14 protein-coding genes are annotated in these 18,200 nt (G+C 63.8%); 9 read left to right on the forward strand and 5 right to left on the reverse strand.

Annotated features, from left to right (window positions below; genetic code table 11):
* Positions 1-118: 118 nt before the first annotated feature.
* Positions 119-2,650, reverse strand: a complete 2,532-nt coding sequence (hrpB, locus tag J6524_RS11770; RefSeq protein WP_225670614.1) for an ATP-dependent helicase HrpB — start codon at positions 2,648-2,650, stop codon at positions 119-121.
* A 190-nt stretch (positions 2,651-2,840) separates the two neighbouring features.
* Complete coding sequence (locus J6524_RS11775; protein ID WP_225670616.1) at positions 2,841-4,160, reverse strand: UDP-glucose dehydrogenase family protein; 1,320 nt, start codon at positions 4,158-4,160, stop codon at positions 2,841-2,843.
* A 181-nt stretch (positions 4,161-4,341) separates the two neighbouring features.
* Here J6524_RS11775 and J6524_RS11780 point away from each other — a divergent pair, with 181 nt between their 5' ends.
* The 3 genes from J6524_RS11780 to J6524_RS11790 all read left to right on the forward strand — a co-directional run bounded on the left by J6524_RS11780 (position 4,342) and on the right by J6524_RS11790 (position 9,501).
* Positions 4,342-5,394 carry an acyltransferase family protein gene (locus J6524_RS11780; RefSeq protein WP_225670618.1) on the forward strand — a complete coding sequence of 351 codons (1,053 nt, stop codon included), beginning with the start codon at positions 4,342-4,344 and terminating at the stop codon, positions 5,392-5,394.
* Positions 5,395-5,559: 165 nt separating this feature from the next.
* The gene (polA, locus tag J6524_RS11785; protein ID WP_225670620.1) at positions 5,560-8,613 is read left to right on the forward strand and encodes a DNA polymerase I; all 3,054 of its coding nucleotides are present in this window, start codon (positions 5,560-5,562) and stop codon (positions 8,611-8,613) included.
* A gap of 252 nt (positions 8,614-8,865) precedes the next feature.
* Complete coding sequence (locus J6524_RS11790; RefSeq protein ID WP_225670622.1) at positions 8,866-9,501, forward strand: LysE family translocator; 636 nt, start codon at positions 8,866-8,868, stop codon at positions 9,499-9,501.
* Positions 9,502-9,665: 164 nt separating this feature from the next.
* Here J6524_RS11790 and J6524_RS11795 read toward each other — a convergent pair whose 3' ends face one another.
* The gene (locus tag J6524_RS11795) at positions 9,666-10,292 is read right to left on the reverse strand and encodes a glutathione S-transferase family protein (RefSeq protein ID WP_225670625.1); all 627 of its coding nucleotides are present in this window, start codon (positions 10,290-10,292) and stop codon (positions 9,666-9,668) included.
* A gap of 260 nt (positions 10,293-10,552) precedes the next feature.
* Between J6524_RS11795 and pyrE the strand changes: the two genes are divergently transcribed.
* Together pyrE and J6524_RS11805 are read left to right on the forward strand one after the other, a co-directional pair.
* Positions 10,553-11,116 (forward strand): orotate phosphoribosyltransferase, encoded by a 564-nt coding sequence (gene pyrE / locus J6524_RS11800; protein WP_225670627.1) that lies wholly within the window; start codon positions 10,553-10,555, stop codon positions 11,114-11,116.
* 235 nt (positions 11,117-11,351) lie between these two features.
* A complete protein-coding gene (locus tag J6524_RS11805) occupies positions 11,352-12,155 on the forward strand; it encodes a DUF2865 domain-containing protein (RefSeq protein ID WP_225670628.1) in 804 nt (267 codons plus the stop codon).
* 25 nt (positions 12,156-12,180) lie between these two features.
* Here the strand turns inward: J6524_RS11805 and J6524_RS11810 are convergent, their stop codons facing one another.
* On the reverse strand, positions 12,181-12,612 hold the full coding sequence (locus tag J6524_RS11810; RefSeq protein WP_225670630.1) for a hypothetical protein: 432 nt from the start codon (positions 12,610-12,612) through the stop codon (positions 12,181-12,183).
* Between the two features lie 163 nt (positions 12,613-12,775).
* Between J6524_RS11810 and J6524_RS11815 the strand changes: the two genes are divergently transcribed.
* A complete protein-coding gene (locus J6524_RS11815; RefSeq protein WP_225670633.1) occupies positions 12,776-13,009 on the forward strand; it encodes a hypothetical protein in 234 nt (77 codons plus the stop codon).
* A gap of 21 nt (positions 13,010-13,030) precedes the next feature.
* Here J6524_RS11815 and J6524_RS11820 read toward each other — a convergent pair whose 3' ends face one another.
* Positions 13,031-13,261 (reverse strand): hypothetical protein, encoded by a 231-nt coding sequence (locus tag J6524_RS11820; RefSeq protein WP_225670635.1) that lies wholly within the window; start codon positions 13,259-13,261, stop codon positions 13,031-13,033.
* A 226-nt stretch (positions 13,262-13,487) separates the two neighbouring features.
* On the opposite strand from J6524_RS11820, the gene J6524_RS11825 reads away from it, so the two are divergent.
* The 3 genes from J6524_RS11825 to rocF all read left to right on the forward strand — a co-directional run bounded on the left by J6524_RS11825 (position 13,488) and on the right by rocF (position 18,178).
* Positions 13,488-16,013: a glycogen/starch/alpha-glucan phosphorylase gene (locus J6524_RS11825; RefSeq protein WP_376712014.1), complete on the forward strand. Its 2,526-nt coding sequence runs from the start codon at positions 13,488-13,490 to the stop codon at positions 16,011-16,013.
* A 226-nt stretch (positions 16,014-16,239) separates the two neighbouring features.
* Positions 16,240-17,058 carry an acyl-CoA thioesterase gene (locus tag J6524_RS11830; protein ID WP_225670637.1) on the forward strand — a complete coding sequence of 273 codons (819 nt, stop codon included), beginning with the start codon at positions 16,240-16,242 and terminating at the stop codon, positions 17,056-17,058.
* A gap of 148 nt (positions 17,059-17,206) precedes the next feature.
* Positions 17,207-18,178 carry an arginase gene (gene rocF, locus J6524_RS11835; RefSeq protein ID WP_225670639.1) on the forward strand — a complete coding sequence of 324 codons (972 nt, stop codon included), beginning with the start codon at positions 17,207-17,209 and terminating at the stop codon, positions 18,176-18,178.
* Positions 18,179-18,200: the final 22 nt, after the last annotated feature.

The raw sequence follows: 18,200 nt of genomic DNA on the forward strand, positions 1-18,200 counted from the left end.
CGCATACCAACCGGCGACTTAACGGCGACGGCCGAGGCTACCATTTTCGCGAAAAGGATGAGTGAAGTGTTAACAGAGGTTCATTCAACCTTTCCCGCGAAAGGGCAAGAGAGGGAGCTCACGTCCCTCGCGGCTTGACCCGGCGCGTTGGCAGCGCATTGGCGGGGTCTTCCGGCCAGGGATGGCGGGGATAGCGGCCGCGCAGGTCGGATCGCACGGCCGCATAGCTGCCGCGCCAGAAGCCCGGCAGGTCGCGCGTTACCTGCACCGGACGCTGCGCCGGCGACAGCAATTCCAGCACTAGCGGCACCGCGCCCTTGGCGATCGAGGGATGGGTGTTGAGCCCGAACAGCTCCTGCAGGCGCACGGCAATAGTCGGGCCCTGCTCGGCCCCGTAGTCGATCGCCAGCATGGTGCCGGTCGGCGCCTCGAAATGCGTCGGCGCCTCGCGCTCCAGCCGCGCGCGCAATTCCCACGGCAACCGCGCCATCAGCGCGTCAGAAAGATCGCCAGCGGAAAGCTCCTTCAAGGAGGTCTTGTCGTACAGCGCAGGCACCAGCCAGTTCTCGGCCTCAGTGGCGAGTGCCGCATCGGACAGATCGGGCCAGCTATCGCCTTCTGCCTTGCGCAGGAACATCACGCGGTCGCGCCACTGCTTCAGCGCTTTTGACCACGGCAGCTTGTCGAGCCCGGCGGCAACCAAACCGGCAGCGAAAATGCGCGCGGTCTCTGCCGACGGCGACAGCGCGACCGGAGCTTCCGACAACGTGATCGCGTGCAGCGTCCGCTTGCGGCGTGCACGCAGCGCCATCGCGCCGCGATCGAACGAAACCTCTTCGGTGTCCTCGATCTGATCGGCGAAGCGCGTTTCGATATCGGCCTGTGCGATCGGTGCAGCAAGTAGGATGCGTCCCTGCGCGGCGGTACCGGTGAGTTCGCCGACCGCGATGTAAGGCGCACGCGCCAGCGAGGAGGTTTGCTCAACAGCAGCGCCACGGCCATTCGCCAGCACGAAACTGCCATTGCCACGGTTGCGCGCGACGCGGTCCGGGAAGGCAAGCGCAAGCATGACGCCGGTGGAAAGTTCTGCGTTAGGGACTGCCCGTGTGGCCCCCTCTCCCCGGCCCTCCCCCGCAAGGGGGGAGGGAGTCGAGAGAGCTCGTTCCTCGGCCGCCACCTGCTGTGCCCAGCGCTGCGCGAGGCTGCGAGCGCTGGCAGCGCGCGGCGAGCGGTCGCGGCGGAACTGCTCTAACCTGTGGTCGAGATCGACGCTGTCGCCGCCGAGGCCGCGCTCGGTCAGGATAGCAGCGATTTCGGCCGCTTCCTCGCCCGCTCCCAGCCGATGCGAGTCCACGATCATGCGCGCCAGCCGTGGCGGCAGCGCCAGCGCACGCAGGCTGTGGCCTTCCGCGGTGATGCGGCCATCCGACTCGAGCGCGCCGAGTTCGCGGAGCAGGCTGGTGGCTTCCTTCAGCGCAGGCGCAGGCGGAGGATCGAGAAACGCCAGCGTCGCGGGATCGCGCACGCCCCATTGCGCGAGATCGAGCACCAGCGAGGAGAGGTCGGCCGACAGAATTTCCGGCTGGGTATAGGCGGCAAGCGACGCGGTCTGCGGCTCGTCCCACAGCCGGTAACACACGCCGGGCTCGGTGCGGCCGGCGCGGCCGCGGCGCTGATCGACGGCGGCGCGCGAGGCCCGCACGGTCTCGAGCCGCGTCAGGCCGATATCGGGCTCGTAGCGCGGCACGCGCGCCAGGCCAGAATCGACAACAATGCGCACGCCCTCGATGGTCAGCGAGGTCTCGGCGATCGAGGTCGCCAGCACGACCTTGCGCTGGCCCTTCGGCGCCGGCGCAATGGCGCGGTCCTGCACGGCGGCATCGAGCGCGCCGAACAGCGGCACGATCTCGACGGCCGGATCATGCACCCGCTCGCTGAGGAAATTCTGCGTGCGACGGATTTCGGCGGCGCCTGGCAGAAATGCCAGCACCGAGCCGGGATCGGCGCGGAGCGCAGTTGCGATCGCGTCCGCCATCTGCCGCTCGATCGGCGCATCCGCCTTGCGGCCGAGATAGCGCGTCTCCACCGGAAAGGCGCGGCCTTCGCTGGCAACGACAGGCGCGTCGCCCAGCAGCTTGCCGACGCGTGCGCCATCAAGCGTTGCGGACATCACGAGGATGCGCAGATCCTCGCGCAGGCCGGTCTGCGCATCGCGCGCCAGCGCAAGTCCTAGATCGGCATCCAGCGAGCGCTCGTGAAACTCGTCGAACAACACGGCGGCGACGCCTGACAATTCGGGATCGTCGAGAATCTGCCGCGAGAAGATTCCCTCAGTGACCACCTCGACCCGCGTCGCGCGCGAAACCTTCGAGCCGAAACGGACGCGATAGCCGACAGTCTCCCCTGCACGCTCGCCAAGTGTCCGCGCCATGCGCTCCGCGCTGGCCCGCGCCGCGATCCGCCGCGGCTCCAGCACGATGATCTTCCTGTCCTTCAGCCAGGTCGCATCGAGCAGCGCCAGCGGCACCCGCGTGGTCTTGCCGGCGCCGGGAGGAGCCACCAGCACCGCGGTGTTATGAGCCGCGAGCGTGCGGTCGAGCTCATCGAGCACCGCGTCGATCGGAAGGGGCGTGTCGAAAGTAAGAGGCAATATCTCTAATCCGTCATCACCCGCGACCCGTCTCCGCCAAGGCTTCGCCGTGGTTTTGGGAAAATAGGTCCCGCCGGAGCTTTAGCGGAGGCGACAACCGGGTGATCCAGTAAACGCAGGCGTTACTGATTACGAAGAGCGCGAGTACTGGATACCCCGCCTGCGCGGGGTATGACAACTGTGGTTGCGGCTACTTCCGAGGCCCAGCCGCCCGCCCAACGCCGTCATAGATGAAGCCATGGGCCGCCATGTCATCGGCGCGGTAGATGTTGCGCAGGTCCACGATGACAGGCTGTGCCATGGCGCCCTTGATCCGGTCCAGATCAAGCGCACGGTATTGCACCCATTCGGTAACGATCACCATGGCGTCTGCCCCCTTCACGCACTCATAGGGGTCTTCGCAGTATTCGATATCTGGCAATTCCTTGCGCGCCTGCTCGATGCCGACTGGGTCGTGCGCGCGCACCTTGGCGCCCATGTCGAGCAGGCCCGTCACCAGCGGAATCGACGGCGCTTCGCGCATGTCGTCGGTGTCCGGCTTGAAGGTGAGGCCGAGCACGGCGACGGTCTTGCCGCGCAGCGACCCGCCGGCAAGGTTCACGACCTTGCGCGCCATCGCACGCTTGCGATTGTCGTTGACGCCGAGGACGGCCTCCACGATGCGGAGCTGCACATCATGGTCCTGCGCGATCTTGATCAGCGCGCGGGTGTCCTTTGGAAAGCAGGAACCGCCGAAGCCCGGGCCGGCATGCAGGAACTTGGTGCCGATGCGGTTGTCGAGACCGATGCCGCGCGCCACTTCCTGCACGTCGGCGCCGACTTTCTCGGAGAGATCGGCGATCTCGTTGATGAAGGTGATCTTGGTGGCGAGGAAGGCGTTCGCGGCGTATTTGATCAGTTCCGCGGTGCGTCGCGCCGTGTACATCAGCGGCGCCTGATTGAGCGACAGCGGCCGGTAGATGTCGCCGAGCACCTTGCGCCCGCGCTCGTCCGAAGTGCCGACCACGATGCGATCGGGGAATTTGAAGTCGCGGATCGCCGCGCCCTCGCGCAAGAATTCCGGATTGGAGGCGACCACCACGTCGGCCGAGGGATTGGCCTCGCGGATCAGCCGCTCGACCTCGTCGCCGGTGCCGACCGGCACGGTCGATTTCGTCACCACCACCGTGAAGCCCGACAGCGCCGCCGCGATCTCGCGCGCCGCGCTATAGACGTAAGTGAGGTCGGCGTGGCCGTCGCCGCGCCGCGAGGGCGTGCCGACCGCAATGAACACGGCGTCGGCTTCGCCGACCGGCGCGGTCAAATCGGTGGTGAAATCCAGCCGCTTTGCCTTGACGTTGGACGCCACCAGCGCGTCGAGGCCAGGTTCGAAGATCGGGATCTCGCCGCGGCGCAGGGCTTCGATCTTACCGGCATCCTTGTCCACGCAGGTGACGTAGTGGCCGAAATCGGCAAAGCAGGCGCCGGATACCAGCCCCACATAGCCCGTGCCAATCATGGCGATTCGCATGAAAACAACCCGTGTTGAATGGTTAACGCCAATCCCGAATTTTCAGGCGTCTTAGAGCATTTTTCAGCAAAGGGGAAACCGGAAAAAGCGCGGGGATCTCGGCATGTGATTTGTATGGATAAAGGAGAAAGCAACGGTTCGGGCCGAAGATGCGGCCACGTCGCGCCGAAAAGGGACACCGATGACCTCAAACGGTACATCCGCCGCAGCTGAACGTTCCGCCCGCATCGACTGGGTGGACTACGCCAAGGGCATCTGCATCGTCATGGTGGTGATGATGCACTCGGTGCTGGGTGTGGAAAAGGCGGCCGGCGACACCGGTTTCATGCATGCGTTCGTCATGTTCGCGCAGCCGTTCCGGATGCCGGATTTCTTCCTGATTTCGGGGCTTTTCCTCAGCGTCGTGATCGACCGCGACTGGCGCACCTATCTCGACCGCAAGGTCGTGCACTTCGCATATTTTTACGTCTTGTGGATGACAATCCAGTTCGGCTTCAAGGCACCTGGCTTCGCCGCCGAACATGGCTGGCGCCATGTCGGTTTCCTGTATCTGGAATCCTTGGTCGAGCCGTTCGGCACACTATGGTTCATTTACCTGCTGCCGATTTTCTTTGTCGTCACAAAATTGTCACGCGGCATTCCTTCGCTTGCGATCTGGCTCACCGCCGCAGCGCTGGAGATGGCGCATGTCGCGACCGGCTGGACGGTGGTCGACGAATTCTGCGCGCGCTTCGTCTACTTCTATTCCGGCTATCTGTTTGCTTCCTACGTGTTCGCGCTGTCGGATCGTTCGCGTGAGAAGCCCGTGCTGGCGCTGATCGGATTGGCGCTATGGGCGCTCATCAATGGCGCCGTCGTGAAGGCAGACTACGGCGATTGGCCGCTCATCTCGCTGGTGCTCGGCTTCGCCGGGGCCGGCGCCATCATCGTGATGGGCACGCTACTGGCGCGGATGCAGTGGCTGAACTTCCTGCGCTATTGCGGCGAGCATTCGATCGTCATCTATCTCGCGTTCTTCCTGCCGATGGCGGTGACGCGGACGCTGCTTCTGAAAACCGGCGTCATCGCCGATATCGGCCTGATGTCCCTCATCGTGACGGTTGCGGGTGTCGCCGGCGCGGTCGTGATCTGGCGCCTGGCTCTCGCGCTGCGCGCCGACTTCCTGTTCGAGCGCCCCGACGCCTTCTGGATCGCGCCGAAGAAGGCCGCGCCCGTGTTGCAGCCGGCGGAGTAGATTCTCGATTGAGGCAAAGCCGTCATGCCCGGACTTGATCCGGGCATCCATCCCTTTCTTCAAAAGAAGATGGATGGCCGGGTCAAGCCCGGCCATGATAGAGAATCTGTGGCCGACTGGCCTCCCAAGGCTGTCAATCCGCGCAAAAATCCCTAAATTTCGGCCATGCCGAAAACAGCCCCCAAAACCGCCGCCAAGCCCGCACCCACCAAAGTTCCAGCCAAGGCCGCCGCCAAACAACCGGGCAAGGGCGACCACGTGTTTCTGGTCGACGGGTCCTCGTATATTTTCCGCGCCTATCACGCCCTGCCGCCCTTGAACCGCAAGTCCGATGGACTGCAGGTCAATGCGGTGCTCGGTTTCTGCAACATGCTGTGGAAGCTGCTCCGCGAAATGCCGGAGGATAACCGGCCGACGCATTTGGCCATCGTATTCGACAAGTCGGAAATCACGTTCCGCAACAAGCTCTATCCCGACTACAAGGCGCACCGGCCCCCAGCGCCTGACGATCTGATCCCGCAATTCGCTCTCATCCGCGAAGCCGTGCGCGCGTTCGATCTGCCCTGCCTGGAGCAGGTCGGCTACGAGGCCGACGATCTGATCGCGACCTATGTCCGCATTGCCTGCGAGCGCGGAGCTACCGCCACCATCGTGTCCTCGGACAAGGATCTGATGCAGCTCGTGACCGACTGCGTCACCATGTACGATACCATGAAAGACCGGCGCCTCGGGATCGCCGAGGTGATCGAGAAATTCGGCGTGCCGCCGGAAAAGGTGGTCGACGTGCAGGCGCTGGCCGGCGACTCCACCGACAATGTGCCGGGCGTGCCCGGCATCGGCGTCAAGACCGCAGCGCAACTGATCGCCGAATATGGCGACCTGGAAAGCCTGCTCAACCGCGCCGGCGAGATCAAGCAGCCGAAACGGCGCGAGGCCCTGATCGAGAACGCAGAGAAGGCGCGGATCTCGCGGCAACTGGTGCTGCTCGACGACAAGGTCGATCTCGAAGTGCCGCTCGACGACCTCGCCGTGCACGAGCCGGATGCCCGCAAGCTGATCGCCTTCCTCAAGGCGATGGAGTTCTCCACCCTCACCCGCCGCGTCGCCGAATATTCGCAGATCGACCCCGCCGATATCGAACCAGATGCCGGCAACAAGAGCGGCGCCAGCGTCTTCGCGGTGCCGCCCTCAGGCAAGAAGCCGGAGGGCTATGAAGGCGCGACGCTGTTCGATAGCCCGCCCGCAGGCAAAGCGGGCACCGCACCGGGCAAGACCGGCGGCGACAAGCAGGACAAGGCGGCGAGCCACAAGGGCACGCCGGTCTCGCTGGCTGCGGCTCGCGCGGAAACAGCGCGAAAACTGCCGTTCGATCGGACCAAGTACCAGGCCATCCGCAAGCTCGACGAACTCAACGCCTGGGTCGCGCGCGCCTATGACGCCGGCACGTTCGCGATCGACGCCAAGGCAAGTTCCGACAATCCGATGCGAGCGGACATCTGCGGCATCGCGCTGGCACTGGCGCCGAACGATGCCTGCTACATTCCCCTCAACCACAAACAGTCCGGCGGTGGCGCAGGCCTGTTCGACGCCGGCCTCGCGTCGGACCAGATCACGGCCGCCGAGGCGCTGGCTGCGCTGCAGCCGCTGTTGGAATCATCAGGCATTCTCAAGATCGGATTCGACATCAAGTTCAACGCGGTGATGCTGGCGCAACATGGCATCACCCTGTGCAACATCGACGATGCGCAGTTGATGTCGTATGCGCTCGACGCCGGGCGCAATTCGCATGCGCTGGCCTCGCTGGCCGAACGCTGGTTCGGCCATGCCGTGATTGGCGAAAGCGAGCTCATCGGCAATGGCAAGAACAAGCTGACCTTCGACCAGGTCGCGATCGACAAGGCATCTGCTTATTCAGCCGAAAGAGCCGACGTGATCCTGCGGCTGCATCGCGTGCTCAAGCCGCGCCTCGCCGCGGAGCATATGACCACGGTTTATGAGACGCTAGAGCGGCCGCTGGTCAGCGTGCTGGCGCGGATGGAGCGGCGCGGCATTTCGATCGACCGGCAGGTGTTGTCGCGGCTATCGGGCGATTTCGCCCAGACCGCGGCACGCGTCGAGGCTGAACTTCAGGAGATCGCGGGCGAACCGATCAATGTCGGCAGTCCCAAGCAAATCGGCGACATCATTTTCGGAAAAATGGGATTGCCCGGCGGCACCAAGACCAAGACCGGAGCGTGGTCGACCTCCGCGCAAATCCTCGACGACCTCGCCGAGCAGGGCCATGAATTCCCAAAGAAGATCCTGGAATGGCGGCAGGTCTCGAAGCTGAAATCGACCTATACCGACGCGCTGCCGACTTACGTGCATCCGCAGACCCACCGCGTGCACACCACTTACGCGCTGGCCGCGACCACCACGGGGCGGCTCTCGTCGAACGAGCCCAACCTGCAGAACATTCCCGTGCGTACCGAGGACGGCCGCAAGATCCGGAGCGCCTTCGTCGCGACGCCCGGCCACAAACTTGTGTCGGCGGATTATTCTCAGATTGAGTTGCGGCTGCTGGCCGAGATCGCTGATATTCCGGTGCTGAAGCAGGCATTCCGCGATGGCCTCGACATTCATGCCATGACCGCCTCCGAAATGTTCGGCGTGCCGATCAAGGATATGCCGGGCGAGGTGCGCCGCCGAGCGAAGGCAATCAATTTCGGCATCATCTACGGCATCTCGGCCTTTGGCCTCGCCAACCAGCTCGGCATCGCCCGCGAGGAAGCCTCCGCCTACATCAAGAAGTACTTCGAGCGTTTCCCCGGCATCCGCGCCTATATGGACGAGACGCGCGACTTCTGCCGCACCAACGGCTATGTCACGACGCTATTCGGCCGGAAGTGCCACTACCCCGACATCAAGGCCTCCAACGCCTCGATCCGCTCTTTCAACGAGCGCGCCGCCATCAATGCGCGGCTGCAGGGCACCGCCGCCGACATTATCCGCCGCGCCATGGTCCGCATGGAGGACGCGCTGGCGGAGAAGAAACTATCGGCGCAGATGCTGCTGCAGGTGCACGACGAACTGATCTTCGAGGTACCGGACGATGAGGTCGCGGCGACCTTGCCGGTGGTGCAGCACGTCATGCAGGACGCGCCCTTCCCGGCGGTTGCGCTATCGGTGCCGCTGCATGTCGACGCGCGTGCGGCTGACAATTGGGAAGAGGCACATTAGCACGCTGTCATCGCCCGGCCTGACCGGGCGATCCAGTATTCCAGAGCACGACGTGTGAACCTCAATCGGTAGCCGAGTTGACCATCGCACTCCATAGGAAGAGCCGCGGCGTACTGGTCGCCCGGTCAAGCCGGGCGATGACAGACGCGTGTGCGCTCTAATACCTACAGAAATGTCCTCGGATCAATTTGCGAAATGACATCGCGGGCCGACGCACGCTAGAAAACCTGTGCATCCTCCTGCGAGTCACCCATGCCCCACCTTCCCACACTGCTCGGTTTCGCCCTGGTCTCGCTCGGTATGGTGCTGACGCCGGGGCCGAACATGATCTACCTGATCTCGCGCTCGATCACGCAAGGGCCGGCGGCGGGGATCGTGTCGCTCGGCGGCGTCGCGCTCGGCTTCGTATTCTACATGCTATGCGCGGCGTTCGGTATCACCGCCCTGCTGTTCGCGGTGCCCTACGCTTATGACGCGCTGCGGTTTGCAGGGGCCGCCTATTTGCTGTGGCTGGCATGGCAGGCGCTGAAGCCCAACGGGCGCTCGCCGTTTCAGGTGAAGAAGCTGCAAGTCGATGGCCCGCGCAAACTATTCGCGATGGGCTTCGTCACCAACCTGCTCAATCCGAAGATCGCAATGCTGTATCTGGCGCTGCTGCCGCAGTTCATCGACCCCACCGTCGGCAGTGTCCTGACGCAGTCGCTGGCGCTCGGCGCAATCCAGATCGTGATCAGTGTCAGCGTGAATGCGATGATCGCGCTTGCCGCTGGATCGATCGCGATGTTTCTCGGCACGCGGCCGACCTGGTTGCTCGTACAGCGCTGGCTGATGGGCACCGTGCTGGCGGGCCTTGCGGTGAAAATGGCTTTCGAGGCGAAGCGGGCGTAGCCCCAGACCGTCGCCCGGCTTGACCGGGCGATCCAGTACGCCGGGGCGTTTCCGATGAAGCGAAGTGGTCAATGTAGCCCGAGCGGCGCATCAAACTAGGTGCTCTGGGATACTGGGTCGCCCGGTCAAGCCGGGCGACGACAGGATTGGGCCGGAGAGAGAAGCTAATCCAGCTTCGCTTCCATGCCGCGCTTGGTCGCCGGGCGGGCCATCAGCGTGTTGTACCAGCGCTCGACGTTGGGGAAATCCTTCAGCTCCACCTTGTGGCGCGGATGGCGCCAGGCCCAGCCGAGGATGGCGAAGTCGGCGACAGACAGGTCGCCGGCGACGAATTCGCGTCCCTCCAGACGGCGATCCAGCACGCCGTAGAGCCGCCGTGTCTCGGCCATGAAGCGCTTCAGGCCATAGGCGCGATCGGTTTCATTCTCGAGCGCGATGAAATGGTGCACCTGGCCTGGCATCGGGCCAAACCCGCCCATCTGCCACATCAGCCATTCGTAGACGGGAATACGTTCGGCAAGCGACTTAGGGAGAAACTTGCCGGTTTTTTCGCCGAGATAGAGCAGGATCGCACCGGATTCGAAGATGCTGACCGGCTTGCCGCCGGGGCCGTCGGGATCGACGATCGCGGGGATCTTGTTGTTCGGGCTGAGCTTGAGAAAAGCGGGCGCCATCTGCTCGCCCTTGGTGATGTTCACCGGGATCACCTTGTAGGGCAGCCCCATTTCCTCCAGCGCAACGGAGATTTTGCGGCCATTCGGCGTGTTCCAGGTGTGCAGTTCGATCGTCATTTTGTCATACCCCGCGACCCGTCTCCGCCAAGGCTCCGCCGGGGTTAGCGATAATCGGTCCGCCGGAGCTCTAGCGAAGGCGACAAGTGGGTATCCAGTACCCCGGAACTTGAGGGGGTTACAACCGCCGCCGCGGAATACTGGCTCATCCGCTTTCGCTGATGATACCGTGCCCTGTTGACGGCGCTGGATCGGCGCTGGAATGTGCGCAGCCATATCGATAGATTGCGCGCCGCCTGAAACGCCCGAGGAAAACCGCCTTGTCCAAATCAGCCTCCCGCGCCCGTCTCGCCGAGATCATCCGCAAGCGCTCGTTCGGCCGCGGCGAGATTACGCTGGCCTCGGGCCGCAAGAGCGACTTCTACTTCAACCTCAAGCCGACAATGCTCGACCCTGAGGGCGCTGCACTGCTGGCGGAACTGACCTATGAGGCGCTGAAGGACGACAAGCTCGATTTCATCGGCGGGCTGGAGATGGGCGCAGTGCCGCTGGCGGGTGCGATCGCGCAGCTCTCCTGGATCAAGGGGCATCCGATCGCTGCGTTCTTCGTGCGCAAGAAGCCGAAGGAGCATGGCGCGCGCCTCGCGGTGGAGGGCCTGGCCAAGGGCGAAACCCTGCAGGGTAAGCGCATCGTGATCGTCGAGGACGTCACCACGACCGGCGGCTCTGCACTGAAGGCCGTCGAGGCCGTGCGCGATGCCGGCGGCGAGATCGCGCTGGTGCTCACCATGGTCGACCGCGAGGAAGGTGCGAGCGAAGCGTTTGCCGCGGCCGGACTCGAGTTTCGTTCGCTCTACAAGGCGGGTGAATTTTTGAAGGGGTGATCGGAGAGTTCACTTGCCCCGTCGTCATGCCCGCCTGCCCCGGGCATCCACGTACCGCGGTTGGATGGCCAAGGTCCGCCCGGTCAGGACGCAGAGTGCCTGCCACGCTTTCTCCGCATTTCTTTCCCAGCTTCTCGCTTAGAGTAAAAGCTCATTTACTATCGCCCATTAAGGTTACTCCGGACTGAAGCGTGCAGCGCTTCAGCGCGTTTGTTGCGTTGGGTGGAGTTGGCGTTTGCGTACAGAGTTGGCTTTTTCGCGCGTGCGACGTCGCGCGACGTTTGCGGCCGCCGCAACCTTTGCCGGCGCCCTCGCGCTGACGCCCGCCAGCGTCTCAGCGGAGGGCCTGTTCGAGTTCCTGTTCGGCGGCATACAAAAGCAGCAGTCGCGGCAGGCGCCTTCGAACTTCTTCACCGATCCGTTCGGCATTAATCAGCCGGCCCAATCCGCCCCGGCGCCGCGCGTTGCTGGCTCCGGACCAGCCTTCTGTGTGCGAAGCTGCGATGGCAAATATTTTCCGCTGACCGTGCGCGGCAACGCCTCGCCGGTTCAGATGTGCCAGGCCTTCTGCCCGGCGAGCGTTACCAAGGTGTTTTACGGCAGCAGCATCGACAGCGCCACTGCAAGCAGTGGCGAGCGCTACGCTGATAGCGACAACGCCTACGCCTACCGCAAGGCGCTGCGCGCTGACTGCACCTGCAACGGCCGAAGCCCGATCGGACTGGCGCCGGTCGATCTCGCGCTCGATAGCTCGCTGCGCTCCGGCGACGTCATCGCCACTACGGACGGCCTGGTCGCCTATACCGGCGTGCGCCTGGGTACCGATCAGAGCGCGGAGTTCACGCCTGTTGCGTCCTATCCCGGCCTAACAGCGGACGTACGCGCCCGGCTCGGTGAGATGAAGGTCGCGCCTGTTAGCGCCGAGATGGTTGCCGGCAGCGCGCCGCTGCCGGAAACAAGACACGACGTCGACCTGCCGACCGCCTCGATACCGAAGACGGCGGTGCCGAAAGCCGGGAAACGCGCGGAAGTGAATTAAGGTACGAGGCCTAGCGTCGACTAATTCAACGTCCGACGATCACCCCGATCACATTCGGCGCCGACAGATATTTTTCCTCGATCGCCGCACGCGCGGCGGCGCGGTTTTCCGGCGTCAGCAATCCCCGCTTCTCGGCCAGGATCATCCAGCAATAGCCCCACCAGTCCGTCAGCATGCCCTGATCGTCGACGAGGTCGTAGCCCTGCTCAGCAGCGAAGATGCGCGCCTGCGCTTCATCCAGCCCATCGAGAAAGGCGTGGTCCTCGACCGAAAACAGCTCATCGCTGAAATCGTCCGTGGTGTAGCCCCACACCGACATGCAGACGGTGTTGAACTCGCGGTCGATCGCGTCGTCATCGACGAGCTGGCGGCGCGAGGCCTGGTGCAGGCGCGACAGCGAGCGCGCGAAATCGGCGATGCGGGTAAGAGCAAACTGATCGAAGGCGATGGTGGACATGTAGTCCTCGCAAACTCGGATAGGCCATAGATGTTGTGTCGGCGATGCGCCGAATCACAATGATATATCAAGCACTTGCTAAAGTGTTCTTAATTTGTTCTAGCGATCCTGCAAATTATTTCCTATCAAGGGTTGTCTTCGGCTTGCTCGCAAAGGATCGACAATGATGGACGAAACTCAGGTGGCCCAAATCCGGTCACTGTTGCTGGAAGCAGCGGATGCGATCGACCGTGCGAACGCGATCGTCTCCACGGTCGACAGTGATGATCGAGCCCTGCTGTCCGCGCCGCTGGATGAGGTATCGGCCGCGCTGCATTTCGAGCTGCTGCAAAAGCTCTATCTCCGTTATCCCGGCTTTGCGGAGGAAAGCGAAATCTGGAACGGCGTCCTGATGTGAGCTGTCGCGGATATCACCCCCTCACATCGCCGACAGCAGCTTGTCGCCGCAATAATTCGCGTAGAACTTTCCGCCGCATTGCCGCTTGATCGCGGCACAGCGCGCGGCCGGTGAAGCGCCTTGCGGGACGCTGAAGGAACAACTCAGGGCGTCGGCACCCTTGCCAGCCCGGCCAGCGGCAAAAGCTGCACTGGTTGCACTGATGCAGACGATCAATAGCGCGGTGGCCGCGATTTCGATCATCAGTCTCATGGCAAGCCTCCCGTTCTGGCGGCACGCGCGCGACCGGTACCCAGCCACTAAGCCCAGCGATCCCTCGGCTTTGACACACTCATTATAACCAAAACCCGACCGCTAGTGCCGCGAAATCGGCCCGGTCCTTGCATAAAATCATACCAGCGCGGTGCACCACATACTTCCGGCTGGTTTCGATCGCAGGACAAGGCGCGTATCTTGATTGTGAGTCTCAATTGCAGGGATCGACGTGTTGCAGGAACAATTTCCCGGGAACTATCCGGCTCCCGGCCAGCCGGTCGACGAGCTGGCGCTGGCCGAGATCAAAGGCGCGATCCTCGCCAAGCTTCGGCTTGCCATTGGCAAGGACGCCGGCATGGCGACCAGGCGGGACTGGTACAAGGCCGCGGCCCTGACGCTGCGCGACCGCATCGTGCACCGCTGGCTGACGGCCGAAAAGGAGAGCTACGATGCCGGCAGCAAGCGGGTCTATTACCTCTCGCTCGAATTCCTGATCGGCCGCCTGTTCACGGATGCGCTGAACAATATGGGCCTGCTGCCGCTGTTCGAGGCGGCGCTCGGCGACCTCGGCGTCGGGCTTGACGACTTGCGCAAATGCGAGCCGGACGCGGCGCTTGGCAATGGCGGTCTCGGACGGCTCGCGGCGTGCTTCATGGAGAGCATGGCGACGCTGGGCATTCCCGCCATCGGCTACGGCATCCGTTACGATTTCGGCCTGTTCCGCCAGATCATCGCGCAGGGCTGGCAGCAGGAGTATCCGGACGAATGGCTGAGCTTCGGGAACCCCTGGGAATTCCAACGGGCGGAGGTGGTCTATCACGTTCATTTCGGCGGCCATGTCGACCATGTCGACGAGCACGGGCGTGACCGCGCGACGTGGCGGCCGGCCGAAACCGTGCAGGCCGTCGCCTATGACACGCCGATCGTGGGCTGGCGAGGCCAGCACGTCAACGCGCTGCGGCTATGGTCGGCACGCGCGCCCGATCCGTTGCGGCTCGACGTCTTCAACACCGGCGATTATCTTGGCGCCGTCGCCGAGGAAGCGCGCGCGGAATCGATCTGCAAATTCCTCTATCCGAATGACGAGAGCCCGGCAGGTCGCGAACTTCGCCTGCGGCAGGAATATTTCTTCGTCTCGGCCTCGCTGCAGGATCTCGTCAAGCGCCACCTCGCTTCCGATGGTCAGTTGCGCAGCCTCGCCACCAAGGTCGCGGTTCAGCTTAACGACACCCATCCGAGCCTCGCCGTTACCGAGCTGATGCGCATCCTGGTCGACCTGCACAATTTCCGCTGGGACGAAGCGTGGAAGATCACGGTGGCGACGTTCTCCTACACCAACCACACGCTGCTGCCGGAAGCGCTGGAGACGTGGCCGGTCGAACTGTTCGAGCGGCTGTTGCCGCGCCATCTCGAAATCATCTACCGCATCAATGCCGCACACCTGGCGCTGGCGGAACAGCGTTACCCCGGCGATATCGAGTACCGCGCCTCGGTTTCGCTGATAGACGAGAAATCCGGCCGCCGCGTGCGGATGGGGCAGCTCGCCTTCGTCGGCTCGCATCGCATCAACGGCGTCTCCGTGATGCATTCCGATCTGATGAAGGAGACCGTGTTCCACGACCTCAATCATCTCTATCCCGGCCGCATCACCAACAAGACCAACGGCATCACCTTCCGCCGCTGGCTGATGCTGGCCAATCCAAAGCTGACGGACCTCATGCGCGAGACGTGCGGCGAGGCCGTGCTCGACGATTTCTCCCTGTTCGAGCGTCTCGAGGCGCGCGCCAGCGACAACGCGTTCCAGCAGCGCTTTCGCGAGGTCAAGCACCACAACAAGGTCGCGCTGGCGCGGCTGATCAACGAGCGTCTCCGCATCAAGGTCGATCCGTCAGCGATGTTCGATGTCCAGATCAAGCGCATTCACGAATATAAGCGGCAACTGCTCAACGTCGTCGAGACCGTCGCGCTGTATCAGGCGATCAAGGACCAGCCGCAGCGCGGCTGGGTGCCGCGCGTCAAGATCTTCGCCGGCAAGGCGGCGGCGAGCTATCGCTACGCCAAGCTGATCATCAAGCTGATCAACGACGTCGCCGAGGTCGTCAACAACGACCCCGACATCGCCGGGCGTCTCAAGGTCGTCTTCCTCGCCGATTACAATGTCAGCCTTGCCGAAGTGATCATTCCGGCTGCCGATCTGTCCGAGCAGATTTCGACCGCCGGCATGGAAGCTTCCGGCACCGGCAATATGAAGCTGGCGCTCAACGGTGCGCTCACCATCGGCACGCTCGATGGCGCCAACATCGAAATCCGCGACCAGGTCGGCGCGGACAACATGGCGATCTTCGGCATGGAGGCCGGCGACGTCATGGTGCGGCGCAAGCAGGGCCTTGATGCGACCGACGTGATCAGCCGCTCGCCGCGGCTGGCGCGCGCCATCACTGCGATCGAGAGCGGCGCTTTCTCGCCTGACGATCTTGCCCGTTTTGCGTCCGTCGGCCACGCGCTGCGCTATCTCGACCACTACATGGTCTCGGCCGATTTCGATTCCTATTACGAGGCCCAGCGCGGCATCGATGCGCGCTGGCAGGTGGTGCCGGCCTGGACCCGCGCCTCGATCCTCAACATCGCGCGGATGCCCTGGTTCTCCTCCGACCGCACCATCCGCGAATACGCCGAGGACATCTGGCACGTGCCAGTGCGCGCGGCCGCGCCGATACCGGAAGCCAGCGCTCGTGGAGCGACACGGTAATTTTCGGCGGGCGGAAAGCCATTACCTCTGACGTCATTGAATTCGGCGGAACAGTCGCGATACTACATCCACGTCTTTGCGAGCGAAGCGAAGCAATCCATTTCTCCGCTTGCGGCGCGATGGATTGCTTCGCAGAGCCTGTCATTGGGCGTTCGCCCGACCCGTTGGCTCGCAATGACGGAATCTGCGGCAACCATATCGCGCCCTCAAAAACCGAAGAATATTCATGCTGACAAAATCCCCGCACCTCTTCGACGACGCTACGCGGGTCACCGCAGGTGACAGCCGCTGGCAGGGCAAGACCAGTCCCGATTACTGGGCCTTTGTCGGCCCGTTCGGCGGCTGCACCGCCGCGACCATCCTGCGCGCGTTGATCGACCACCCGCAGCGGGCGGGCGATCCACTGTCGATGACGGTGAATTTCTGCGCGCCGGTCGCGGAAGGCGCGTTCGATCTCGACGTGCGCCTGGTCAAGGCCAACCGCTCGAGCCAGCACTGGTGCGTGGAGATGACGCAGGGCGGCGGCGAGGTCGCGACGCTGGCGACGGCCGTGTTCGCCGAGCGCCGTCCGTCCTGGTCGCACCAGCAGCTGACCTTTCCAGAGGCAGCACCGTTCGAACAGGCGCGTTCGTTCCCGAACACGCCGATGACCTGGACGCACCAGTACGATTTCCGCTTCGTCGAGGGCGAGCCGAGCTTCTACGGCTCGCCTGCCGTGCCGCCGGTCGCCGCGTACTCCAAGCAGTGGATCGGTGATCGCGTGCCGCGAAAGATCGACATGCTGTCACTGATGTCGATGTCGGATGCCTTTTTCGGTCGGGTGTTCCTCGCACGGCGGGAACTCGTGCCGTTCGGGACCGTATCGATTACGACGTATTTTCACACGGCGTCGGAGGAACTCGCGGCGGAGGACATCACCCATGTGCTGGCGGCCGCGGATGCGCGAATTTTCCACAGAAGTTACGGCGATCAGCACGGTGAATTGTGGTCGCCCTCGGGACGCCTGCTCGCAACCACGACGCAAATCGCCTATTTCAAGGCGTAAGCAGCGGGTCTGCCGTTGCGGCCATTGGACCCTCATGGCGAGGAGGCGCGGAGCGCCGTCTCGAACCATGTGGCCCCGCTGGTGCCATTCATCCTTCCGGACGCCGCTGCGCGGCTCCTCAGGATGAGGTCTGACAAAAGGTGGGCTCATGTCCGACGCCAACGCTCCCCGCATCGCCCTGCTCGGCGTCCCCATCGAAATCGGCGCCTCGCAACTCGGCACCTTGATGGGACCGGATGCGCTTCGCACCGCCGGCATCGGCCGCATCCTCAATCAGCTCGGCTTTTCCGTGGAGGACCATGGCAACATGGCAAAGCCCGGCGTAGCCGCCGATGAAGGTCCGCCGCCGGCCAACGCCAAATACTACGACACGATCAAGGGCTGGATCCGGGCGCTCAGCGAGCGATCCTATGCGTTGGCGCGCTCCGGCGCGGTGCCGATTTTCATGGGCGGCGATCATTCGCTCTCGATGGGATCGGTGAACGGCGTCGCGCGCTACTGGCAGGAGCAGGGCCGGCCGCTGTTCGTGCTCTGGGTCGACGCCCATGCCGACTACAACACGCCACAGACCACGGAGACCGGCAACATGCACGGCATGTCGGCCGCTTTCCTCTGCGGTGAGCCCGGCCTCGACAACCTGCTCGGCGGCGCGCCCCGCGCCTCGATCGGACCTGACCAGCTCGATCTGTTCGGCATCCGCTCCATCGATCCGCTGGAAAGGAAACTGGTGTTCGAACGCCGCGTCGCGATCGCCGACATGCGCGCCATCGACGAGTTCGGCGTCGGCGTGCTGATCCGAAAGGTCATCGAGCGCGTTCGGGCGCGGGGCGGCGTGCTGCACGTCTCCTTTGATGTCGACTTTCTCGATCCCACGGTCGCGCCCGGCGTCGGCACGACGGTGCCGGGCGGCGCAACCTACCGCGAAGCGCATCTGATCATGGAGCTCTTGCACGATTCGGGGCTGGTGCGCTCGGTCGATATCGTCGAGCTCAACCCGTTCCTCGACGAGCGCGGCCGCACCGCGCGCGTTGCCGTCGAGTTGATCGGCAGCCTGTTCGGCCTGCAGATCACCGACCGGCGAACGCCGAGCAACGCGGTGTTGCCGGGCAACGGCAGCTAGTGCTGGTCGAGGAAACGAAAGG

Source organism: Bradyrhizobium hereditatis (assembly GCF_020329435.1).
In the GTDB taxonomy this organism is placed as follows: domain Bacteria; phylum Pseudomonadota; class Alphaproteobacteria; order Rhizobiales; family Xanthobacteraceae; genus Bradyrhizobium; species Bradyrhizobium hereditatis.

Coding starts and splice junctions, on each gene's coding strand:
- J6524_RS11810 (WP_225670630.1), bottom strand. CDS start 12,612: ATGTCCACCATCGCCTTCGATCAGTTTGCTCTTACCCGCATCGCCGAT.
- J6524_RS11775 (WP_225670616.1), bottom strand. CDS start 4,160: ATGCGAATCGCCATGATTGGCACGGGCTATGTGGGGCTGGTATCCGGC.
- J6524_RS11820 (WP_225670635.1), bottom strand. CDS start 13,261: ATGAGACTGATGATCGAAATCGCGGCCACCGCGCTATTGATCGTCTGC.
- J6524_RS11795 (WP_225670625.1), bottom strand. CDS start 10,292: ATGACGATCGAACTGCACACCTGGAACACGCCGAATGGCCGCAAAATC.
- J6524_RS11830 (WP_225670637.1), top strand. CDS start 16,240: ATGCTGACAAAATCCCCGCACCTCTTCGACGACGCTACGCGGGTCACC.
- rocF (WP_225670639.1), top strand. CDS start 17,207: ATGTCCGACGCCAACGCTCCCCGCATCGCCCTGCTCGGCGTCCCCATC.
- J6524_RS11780 (WP_225670618.1), top strand. CDS start 4,342: ATGACCTCAAACGGTACATCCGCCGCAGCTGAACGTTCCGCCCGCATC.
- J6524_RS11815 (WP_225670633.1), top strand. CDS start 12,776: ATGATGGACGAAACTCAGGTGGCCCAAATCCGGTCACTGTTGCTGGAA.
- J6524_RS11790 (WP_225670622.1), top strand. CDS start 8,866: ATGCCCCACCTTCCCACACTGCTCGGTTTCGCCCTGGTCTCGCTCGGT.
- polA (WP_225670620.1), top strand. CDS start 5,560: ATGCCGAAAACAGCCCCCAAAACCGCCGCCAAGCCCGCACCCACCAAA.